At 38.8% G+C, this 11685-nt stretch carries 2 protein-coding genes; both read left to right on the forward strand.

What is annotated here, in order from left to right; genetic code table 11:
- Nucleotides 1-2627, forward strand: a 2627-nt coding sequence (locus N8L33_RS09640; RefSeq protein ID WP_261059725.1) for a G5 domain-containing protein, incomplete at its 5' end; no start/stop codon positions are given.
- 734 nt (nucleotides 2628-3361) lie between these two features.
- Nucleotides 3362-11685 (forward strand): sialoglycan-binding domain-containing protein (locus N8L33_RS09645; RefSeq protein WP_261059726.1); only part of this gene is annotated, 8324 nt, incomplete at its 3' end.

The following is an 11685-nucleotide window of genomic DNA, read 5'->3' on the forward strand; positions in this document are numbered from 1 at the left end:
AGACTAAAGGTGAAGCAAAAATCACAGTAGCTGGTACTCCAGGAACTAAAACAGTAACTACCACTTATACTGTGAATTCGACAGATGGTAACCTCATTCCACATGAAGAACCGGCAGTAGTAGTCCCATCAAAACCGACAGTGGTCAAAGTCCCAGCTCAAGATGAGGTTGAATACCTCAAAGAAGGCGATGATGTAGTTAAGAAGACTACCAGCTACGAAGTCAATGCAAGTACCGGTGCCTTAACTCCTACAGTAAGGAAAGACATTGCCAGTCCAAATGGCGTCAAATCCAAAGTTGTAACCAAAATAATTCCGGTAACAACACGGTATGAAGCAGATAAAACCAAAGATGTAGGAACTAATACGGTTATTAATAATGGATCTGAAGGTAAGATAGTAACAACAACATCAACACTTGTTAATGAAACTAACGGTACAGTAACGGATGGAAAACCAGTCGTTAGTGGAACAGAAATGGTGCCAAAAGTCGTTAAAGTTGGTGCCAAAGATAAAGTAGTAGAAACCCTGATTGAACCAGAAGTTGAGTATGTTAGAGATGATGAACGAGAAGTTGGTACACCTGATGAACGCGTTGAAGGAGCTAAAGGTAAAACAGTTACTACAACTACTTACGATGTAGATCTACACGACGGTCATATCACAGAACACGTTGGTAATCCAGTTGTCACCCCAGCAGGTAAAACAGTCGTTAAAGTTGGTGCGAAAACTAAGGTTGAACGTAATAAGGATGACCAAGGTCTTGATGTGATTGATACCACTACCTATGAAGTTAATACACAAACAGGTAAGGTAACTCCAACAACAGTTCGAACTTATGGAACGAGCAAAGAACCAACAGTTGAGAAGAGAGTAGTACCGTCGCCAGTTGTCTATGAAAAAGATGATACTAAAGAAAAAGGTACAGCCCCAACTACTGTTAAAGGTGAAGATGGAGAAGACACTATCACAACCACTTACACTGTGGATCCTAATACTGGAAAGATTACAGCAAGTGAAGTTCAACCGGTTCGTACGAAAGAACCAAGTAATACTATTGTTAAAGTCGCAGCGAAGGATAAAGTAGAAACAACAGCAATTCCATCACCTAAGAAATATGTGAAAGATGATACACGCGAAAAAGGCCAAGACAATGTAGAAGAAGCAGGCCAAGCAGGTTCACGTACAAAAACTACTACTTACGAAGTAAATCCAGCAGATGGAACCATTACAGAAAGAGTAGGAGAACCAGTAGTAGTAAATCCAACAGAAACAATTGTCAAAGTCCCAGCTAAGGATAAAGTAGTAGTAACTCCGATTGAACCAGAAGTTGAGTATGTCAGAGATGGTGAACGAGAAGTTGGCACATCTTATGAACGCGTTGAAGGAGCCAAAGGTAAAACAGTTACTACAACCACTTACGATGTAGATCCAAAGGACGGTCAGGTCACAGAACACGTTGGTAGCATAGTAGTCACCCCAGCAGGTAAGACAATCGTTAAAGTTGGTGCGAAAACTAAGGTTGAACAATCTAAAGATCCTGAAGGCCGCGATGTGATTGATACCACTACCTATGAAGTTGATCCAAAAACAGGTAAGGTAACTCCGACAACAGTTCGAACTTATGGAACAAGTAAAGAACCAACAGTAGAGTTAGAACAATCTCATAAGACAGGTGATGCTACAGTGACACCGAAGAAGCGAGATGGCTCAACATCCCCATCAGGGACTAAGGTAGAAATGCTAGGTGAAGATGGAAAAGGTAAAGTACCCAACAGTGACCTCCCAGAAGGTAAAGTTACAAAACCAGGTCAGATTACTGAGCCAGATAAACCATCTGTTGAAGTTCCTGAGGTAACAACCCCAACAGGTAAGACACCAAAAGTAGAGTTAGAACAAAATCCTAAGACAGGTGATGTTACAGTAACACCGAAAAAAACAGATAGTTCAACATATCAACCAGGAACTAAGGTAGAAATCCCAGGTGAAAATGGAGAAGGTAAAGTTACAGAACCAGGTAAACCAGCTGTGGAAGTTCCAGTCGAAAATCCACCTAAGGTAACAATTTTTGAAAACGGTGTATTACCGGATTCGATTGAATTGCCAGAGCTAATGATTGATGTTCGATGGATTGATGAAGCTGGAAATGTATTGAAACCATCCGTTAAGACAGGTAATGAAAAGGATGCTGAACATGGATCAATTCCAGGATATGAATTTGTACGAACTGTGATTGATGAAAATGAACCAGTAATGACCCACATTTTCAGCAAAGTAAGTGGAAGTACAATTCCAGTAACTCCAGTCCTACCTGATATTAATGGAAATTCTGGTCACGATACGGCTGCGCTAACAACTCCAACTCCAGTTGCGCCAGCAACACATGATGCTAATGGAAATTCTGGTCAAGATACAGCTGCACCAACAACTCCAATTCCAGATGAAGTTACCCCGAATACAACTCGTGAAGATACTACAGATGCTATTGATAATGGAGTTAAATCAAAAGATTCTCAAAATGTATTACCAAATACAGGAACAGAATCAAATGTGACTTTTGTATCTCTAGGGCTTCTCGGTATGCTAGGCGGTCTCGTCCTTGCTTTTGGAAAGAAAAAAGAAGACTAAAAATGTAGTCAAAATATGAACTGTTTATTGTTAAGTGGACAATGAACACAAAAAATCAAGAAACAGCCTTGTTCCTCATTTCAAGAGGTGCAAGGCTGTTCTTGTATTCTCGGAAAAGTAGATATTAGTATTGGTACTAAGAGCCGATATAGTTGATTGAAATAAGATGTGAACAAATCGACTAGGAAAGTTAAATTAATTTCTAGAAATGTTTTAGAAACCACGGCATACTATTCTAGCTTCCATCCACTATACTCATTAAAAATCAAAGTTTCCCTTTTGTTTATACACTATTAAAGAAGTATCGTGGTGTAAGTATATACTTTGAAATTCAACAGCTTTTATAGTCATGGAAATCAATGATAGGATTTTAATTAAAACTATCATATATTTGTTTATAAGACGAAAGTTTATGAATTTGATTTTAAAATAGTATAAATTTATATTTATCGGATATATCTGAAGAAAATCTTAAAATTAAGTGTAGGATATCTATTGTTATGCAGAGTCATTTTTAATTATTATAGACTTCTTGGTTGCGCTTTCTTTAAATTATCCGTATTTATATTATTTTGTTTGATTGAATATATTAAAAATGGTATAATTGAGCTGTGATAGCTGTGATGTGTAAGAAATGCTCATCATAGTAGGTTTCATGGGTGCATTACTATAAGATGTGTAGCCATGAAGGTTGCTTTTTAATTTGATTTTGTGTTTTAACATAAGGAGGAACAATGGAAAATAAGTCAAATTCACTCAGTAGAATAAAGCGCCAGCAACGTGAAAAAGTCTTGCGCTTTTCTATTCGTAAATACAGTTTCGGTGCCGCTTCAGTTGCTGTTGCAGCGCTGATGTTTTTGGGTGCGCGCGTTGCTAGTGCGGATAGTGTGGTTCCAAACGCTCCACAATCTAATACGGCTAATGCGGGTGTAGTGAACCCTAAAGATGAGGCCAAGTTGCCTCAAGAGAGTACAGACACTACTGAAAACAAAGTAGATGCAGAAAATCAAGCGCTTACAAACGCTACAAATAGCGCGCCTACAGTTGATAAAACTAAGTTGAGAAAAGTAGTTGAAGAATTAAATGCTCTTCTTTCAACTAAATTAAGCCTTGACGAATCAGTAGTCTCACCTGTTAAAGACAGACTTCAAAAAGGGAAAGAAGCCCTAGAAAGTTCTGAGCTGGCTCAAAAGGATATCGATAAGCTTGTAGAACTCTTGTCTAAAGATGTGACAGTCGTATCAGCTGCTAAGGAAGTAACTGAGGTTCAAGTTGATAAACAAGCAGATAAAACTGAGAAGCCAGCTGACAACCTAGCGAACCAACCTTCTCCTGCAGTAAGCGCAAGCGAAGAAAGCCAAACTGTATCAGCTAAAAAAGATGCTTTGAAAGTATCTGTAGATCAATTGCAGGCAGCTGTTTTGGAATTGCCTGAGCATGAGACAAGCAAAGAAGTTCTTGAAAAAGCCAATGAACTATTGGGATTGGCTCAAGGTGTTCTTGAAAATACAACAGTTTCTCTGAACGATGTTGAAGATATGACAAAACGTGTGAAGAGAATGTTTAACTCTGTTAAAAATGCTACAACGCGTTTGAATTCAGGTGCTCGTGACTCACGTAATGGCAAGAGCATGGGAGAAGGAGCACAGTTTAGAGCGACTACTGTTGAATATGGTCGTGTAGAAAATGCCTTAATTAATGTTAAAGAATATATATCAGAAGCTAAAGGGCAAGGAACAACGACTATTGGGAATCGTGATCGTACGATTTCAAAAACGTTTATGACGGCAAAATATAGTGAAGAAAATGGTAAGAGATTTATTACTTACGATGTTTACTTCCAAAATGATGGTAAAGCTTTGGATGGAACGACTAATAATACATTTTGGTTCTATCCTCCACGTGACATCTTGTATAATAGTGGGAATAACTATCCAGTAGGGACTATTTACGAATCTTATTACGAACGATATACAAATAACAGAGGTACAGGGACGCTTTCTGATAATCCTAATCATTTCACTAAGGTAGGGGATACGTATAATATTCCTTTAAAAAGTTATAAATATCAAGATTCGGGTGCTAGAAGATCATGGAATGATAGAAATCTTCTTTATCAGTTGGATGGTGGCCCAGGTAGAGACAATCAACGACAAGAAATGTTGAAAAATTTAAAAGATAATTCTGAACTAAATGGGATTATTAAATCAAACGGTAGCTATCCTGGAGGGTCTTATTCTCATATATTAACTATAAGTAGTCATCAAAATTATGCTTACAAATATCATGTAAAAATGCGCCTAAGAGATAATGTGACTGCTGCAGAAGCACAAAAAGCAGGGAGTATGGCTGTAACTACTAAGGCTGGCTCAGCTACGAATGCAACTGCGGGATACGTCTATGCTGGTCTTGGAACAAGAGTAGTAAGTCAACCCGACGCACCATTAGACCCAATTCAAGGTTTAACAGTTACAAAAACAGTGGGAGATAACGCAGGAGATCCGATAAATCCTGTATCTTCGGGCTATGTTAAACATAAAAATAACAAATCATTCCCTGGTGGTATGAGTTGGAGTTGGGAAAATAGTAATTCACCAAGTACAACACAAGCTGGAGTATTCAAGTATAAATCTATTGCGACTTATAAAGACGGTTCTAAATCAACTGATGCTAACTCAGGTTCAGATGGGACAGTTACATTAATCGTTAAACCGAAACAACCGACTATTACAACAAATGTTGCCAATAAAAAAGGCTTAACAAATCAACAAATTACGGTTAATGTTGGAAGTGGAGTGAAAGATGGTTCGACAGTTAAGATTTACGATGGAAATACAGTTATCGGAACTGGAACAACTAAAGGAGAGACAGCGACAGTTACGGTTAAAGGAGAGTTACCAGGGAATCCTATTACAGCTGAAACAGTTGTGAATAATGGTGGAACAGTAACTTCTGTTCGAAGCAATCCTGTTACTCCAACAGAAGCACCAGATACACAGCCACCTACATTAACAATCTCACCAGCTAAACAAACAGTAGTAGAAGGTGAAACTGTAACCTTCACAGTAACAGCAAGAGACGATAAAAATGTTAATTTTGATCCTAGTGATTTAACAAAGAAATACAGTAGTAGACTTATTACAGGGAATGTATCTGCAACTTCAGTAACAGACACGAATACTGAAAAAACAAGACGAATTACAATTACAACAACTGCAGAAGATGTTGGTAAAACAAATACGATTACATTTAAGGCTACTGATAATGCAGGTCACGAAGCTAAGCCAGTGACATTTACATTCAATGTAACACCGCGTGATACTCAAAAACCAGAAGCAACGTTAAATGGAGTTCGTTTGACAGAAAATGCTAATGCACCAATATTTACAGTTTATCGTGGAGCTACATTTAACCCAGAATTAAAAGTATGGGATAACTCTGGTGTAATCTCTAAAGTAACAACGGGAAATCTTCCATATGGAATAACAGCATCTACATTTACAGCTCAAACAGGTAAAACTGAAAAAACACCATACACAACACGTTTATCTTCAGGTACAGTATTGAATACTCAAACGCTAGGAGACCACATAGGAACTCTTCATGTAGAAGGAAGTAGTGCTACAGATAGTCGTGATTTAAAATTCAAATACCGTGTAGTTGATATTGAATCAAAAAATCTAGAGAACGGTGTAGCAAAAGTACCAGTAGGTTCAACCTTAAATGTTACAAGCAGTGGTAAGAATATTGATGCACATAATTATCTAAAAGTAGTAGATAGTGAAGATAAAGCAGATCGTGGAAACAGTTATTTACCAAGTGGTATGACATGGACATGGAAACAAGGCGACAGCCTAGATCCAGGAACAACACTAGATAACTCAGGTAAATATACTCGAAACGCAACAGCAATATTCCCAGATGCTAGCAAAAACTCTATTACAGATAATAATAGTACGACTAGAACAACATTTGCGCCTGCAGAAATTAAGCGTCAAGTAGTGTTAGCAGTAACGCCAACAGTGCCTAGCGTAGTTGGAAATGAGAATGGTAGTGTAACAATTACACCACCAACACGCCCTAATAGTACTAATCCACAGGATATTGATACTATTACACTTACTTACACACCGACAGGTAAAACAAGTCCAGAGATTGTAACGGTTACGAAATCAGGAAATACTTGGACAGCGACAGTAAATGGTAAACCAACGGATAAAGTATCAGTAACACCTGCAGGTGTAGTTACAATTCCAGATTCGGAAGTTGCAGATAAAACAGAAGTAACTGCCAAAGTTTCTAAGAGAATTGATAATAACCTAACTCTTGAGAGTCCTGTAGCTAAAGATACCACTAAGAACTCAAAACCACAAACACCAGTAGCAACAGCAAAAGACAATGGTGATGTTACAGGTAAACCACAAGATCCAGCAAAGGCAGATAAGATTACTGTTAGCTATATAGGGGAAGATAACCAACCAAAAACGGCTGTAGGTAAGAAAGATCCAAAAGGAAACTGGACAGTAGATAAACCAGAGGTACAAATCAATCCAAATACTGGAGAAATCACGATTCCAGCGGACAAAGTAAAAGATTTGACAGAAGTAACAGTAGTTATAAAAAATGGAGATGGAGCTGATTCAGATTCAGCAAAAGCAGTGGCAAGAGACACTCAAAAACCACAAGCAACTTTGAATGGTGTTCGTTTGACAGAAAATGCTAATGCACCAATATTTACAATTTATCGTGGAGCTACATTTAACCCAGAATTAAAAGTATGGGATAATTCTGGTGTGATTTCTAAAGTAGAAGTTAAGGGAGGACTTCCAAAAGGAGTAACTCCATCTACCTTTACATCTCAGACAGGAAAAACTGAAGCAAATCCATATGCAACTCGCTTGTCTTCAGGTAATGTATTAAATACAGAAACTTTAGGAATACATGAATCAACTCTACATGTAGAAGGAAGTAGTGCTACAGATAGCCGTGATTTGAAATTCAAATATCGTGTAGTGGATATTGAAACACGAAATCTAGAAAACGGTATAGCAAAAGTACCAGTAGCTTCAACATTAAATAAAGCCGATAGTTCTAAAAATATTGATGCACATAACTACCTGAAAGTAGTCGATAGTGAAGATAAAGCAGATCGTGGAAACAACTATTTACCAAGTGGTATGACGTGGACATGGAAACAAGGTGATAAATTAGATCCAGGAACAACACTAGATAACTCAGGTAAATATACTCGAAACGCAACAGCAATATTCCCAGATGCTAACAAAAACTCTATTACGGATGTAAATAGTACAACTAGAACAACATTTGCGCCTGCAGAAATTAAGCGTCAAGTAGTGTTGGCAGTAACACCAACAGTACCTAGTATAGTAGGTAATGCGGATGGTAGTGTAACAATTACACCACCAACACGCCCTAATAGTACTGATTCACAAGATATTGATACTATCACCCTTACTTATGTACCAACAGGTAAGACTACACCAGAAACTGTAACGGTTACGAAATCAGGAAATACTTGGACAGCAACAGTAAATGGTAAAACAACGGATAAAGTATCAGTAACACCTGCAGGAGTTATAACAATTTCTGATGCTGAAGTTGCAGATAAAACAGAAGTAACTGCAAAAGTTTCTAAGAGAATTGATAATAATCTTACTCTTGAGAGTCCTGTAGCTAGAGGGACAGCAAATGGACCTTTGGCAGCTGAGGTTACACCACCAGCACCAGTTACGGAAAAAGCGCCAATTACACCAGTTACAGTTGTGACACCAAACAAACCAGGTTCAAGCATTACAACAGACAAACCAGTAAACGGTTTAACAGTAGATGATGAAGGTAAACTTAAAGGAACACCAGCGGTAGACAATTGGGAACCAAAAGAAGAAGAACGTATAGTAGAGATTCCAGTTAAAGTTACAAATGGTGGCGAGACAGTTACTGTGAAAGTTCCAGTTCCAATTCAACGCGATACAGATGGAGACGGTATTCCAGATAAAGAAGATTCAGATGATGACAACGATGGAATTCCAGATGAGGAAGAAATCAAAAATGGAACAGATCCAAAAGTAGCGAATGGATTAACAGGAACAGTAACAGGAAAAACTGTCCCAGAAAAAACACCAGTACCAGCGAATACTAAGGTAATCACACCAAACAAACCAGGTACAACGATTACAACAGATAAACCAGTAAATGGTTTAACAGTTGATAACGGCGGAAATCTAGTAGGAACACCAACAGTAGATAATTGGGAACCAAAAGAAGAAGAACGCACAGTAGAAATTCCAGTTAAACTGAAACGTGGAACAGAAGAAACTGTAGTCAAAATCCCTGTAACTATTGAAAGAGATACAGATGGAGATGGAATCCCAGATAAAGTAGATCTAGACGATGACAACGATGGAATTCCAGATACAGAAGATGCAAATCCAAAAGTAGCGGATAAATTAACAGGTAAAGTAACAGGAACAACTGTCCCAGAAAAAACACCAGTACCAGCGAATACTAAGGTAATCACACCAAACAAACCAGGTACAACGATTACAACAGATAAACCAGTAAATGGTTTAACAGTTGATAACGGCGGAAATCTAGTAGGAACACCAACAGTAGACAATTGGGAACCAAAAGAAGAAGAACGTACAGTTGAAATTCCAGTTAAACTGAAAAAAGGTACAGAAGAAGTTGTAGTCAAAGTTCCAGTTAAAATTCAACGCGATACAGATGGAGACGGTATTCCAGATGTGACTGATCCAGACGATGACAACGATGGAATTCCAGATGAGGAAGAAATCACAAATGGAACAGATCCTAAGACACCAACAACTCAAACTCCTACAATCGAAATTACTCCACAACCAAATGGAGATGCGATTGTAACACCTAAGAAACCAGATGGATCAACATATCCACCAGGAACTAAGGTAGAAATTCCAGGAGAAAATGGTCCAATCACTGTTGAAATCGGTCAAGATGGTAAAGGTAAAGTACCAAATGACAACCTTCCTAAGAAAGCTGTCCCAGGTACAGGAACAGTAACAGAACCTAATAAGAACCCATCAAAACCAGTAGATGTAACAACACCGGCACATAAGACACCAAAACTAGAGTTGGATCAAGATCCTAAGACAGGTGACGTAACAGTAACACCTAAGAAACCAGATGGATCAACATTCCCACCAGGAACTAAGGTAGAAATTCCAGGTAAAGATAAGGATCACCCAATCATAGTAACAATCGGTGAAGACGGAAAAGGTAAAGTACCAAACAGTGAATTACCAGAAGGTAAAGTCCCAGGAACAGGTAAGATTACAGAACCAGGTAAGATTACAGAACCAGGTAGACCAACGGAAGAAGTTCCAGTAGAAACACCAAGTAAGATAATACCAGGTGCTCCAACAACAGAACAACCGGTTGAGATTGAAATTACTCCACAACCAAATGGTGATGCGATTGTAACGCCTAAGAAAGAAGATAAAAAACCATACCCACCAGGAACTAAGGTAGAAATCCCAGGTGAAGATAAAGATGGTAACCCAATTACAATCACCGTTACGATTGGCGATAATGGTTCAGGTGAAGTACCAAATGACAATCTTCCTAAGAAAGCTATCCCAGGAACAGGAACAGTAACAGAACCTAATAAGAACCCATCACAACCAGTTCCAGTAACCACACCGGCTCATAAGACACCAACACTAGATGTTGAACAAGATCCTAAGACAGGTGATGTAACAGTAACACCTAAGAAACCAGACGGATCACCATTCCCATCAGGAACTAAGGTAGAAATCCCAGGTAAAGATAAGGATCACCCAATCACAGTAACAATCGGTGAAGACGGAAAAGGTAAAGTACCAAACAGTGAATTACCAGAAGGAAAAGTGCCAGGAACAGGTAAGATTACAGAGCCAGGTAAACCAACGGAAGAAGTTCCTAATGTAACCACACCAGCACATAAGACACCAACATTAGATGTTGAACAAGATCCTAAGACAGGTGATGTAACAGTAACACCGAAGAGACCAGGAGGAGGAACATATCCACCAGGAACTAAGGTAGAGATCCCAGGTAAAGATAAGGATCACCCAATCACTGTTACAATCGATGAAGAAGGTAAAGGTAAAGTACCAAACGCTGAATTACCAGAAGGTAAAGTACCAGGAACAGGTAAGATTACAGAACCAGGTAGACCAACAGAAGAAGTTCCTAATGTAACCACACCGGCTCATAAGACACCAATACTAGATGTTGAACAAGATCCTAAGACAGGTGATGTAATAGTAACACCTAAGAAACCAGACGGATCACCATTCCCATCAGGAACTAAGGTAGAAATTCCAGGTAAAGATAAAGACCACCCAATCACAGTAACAATCGGTGAAGACGGAAAAGGTAAAGTACCAAACAGTGAATTACCAGAAGGTAAAGTGCCAGGAATAGGTAAGATTACAGAACCAGGTAAACCAACGGAAGAAGTTCCTAATGTGACAACGCCAGCACATAAGACACCAACACTAGATGTTGATCAAGATCCTAATACAGGTGACGTTACAGTAACACCTAAGAAACCAGATGGCTCAACATACCCACCAGGAACTAAGGTAGAAATTCCAGGTAAAGATAAAGACCACCCAATCACTGTTACAATCGATGAAGAAGGTAAAGGTAAAGTACCAAACGCTGAATTACCAGAAGGTAAAGTACCAGGAACAGGTAAGATTACAGAACCAGGTAAACCAACAGAAGAAGTTCCTAATGTAACCACACCGGCTCATAAGACACCAACATTAGATGTTGATCAAGATCCTAAGACAGGTGATGTAACAGTAACACCGAAGAGACCAGGAGGAGGAACATATCCACCAGGAACTAAGGTAGAAATCCCAGGTAAAGATAAGGATCACCCAATCACAGTAACAATCGGTGAAGACGGAAAAGGTAAAGTACCAAATGACAATCTTCCTAAGAAAGATGTCCCAGGAACAGGTAAGATTATAGAACCAGGTAAACCAGCTGTGGAAGTTCCTAATGTAAT

The sequence above is a fragment of the Streptococcus mitis genome (assembly GCF_946188695.1).
In the GTDB taxonomy this organism is placed as follows: domain Bacteria; phylum Bacillota; class Bacilli; order Lactobacillales; family Streptococcaceae; genus Streptococcus; species Streptococcus mitis_DF.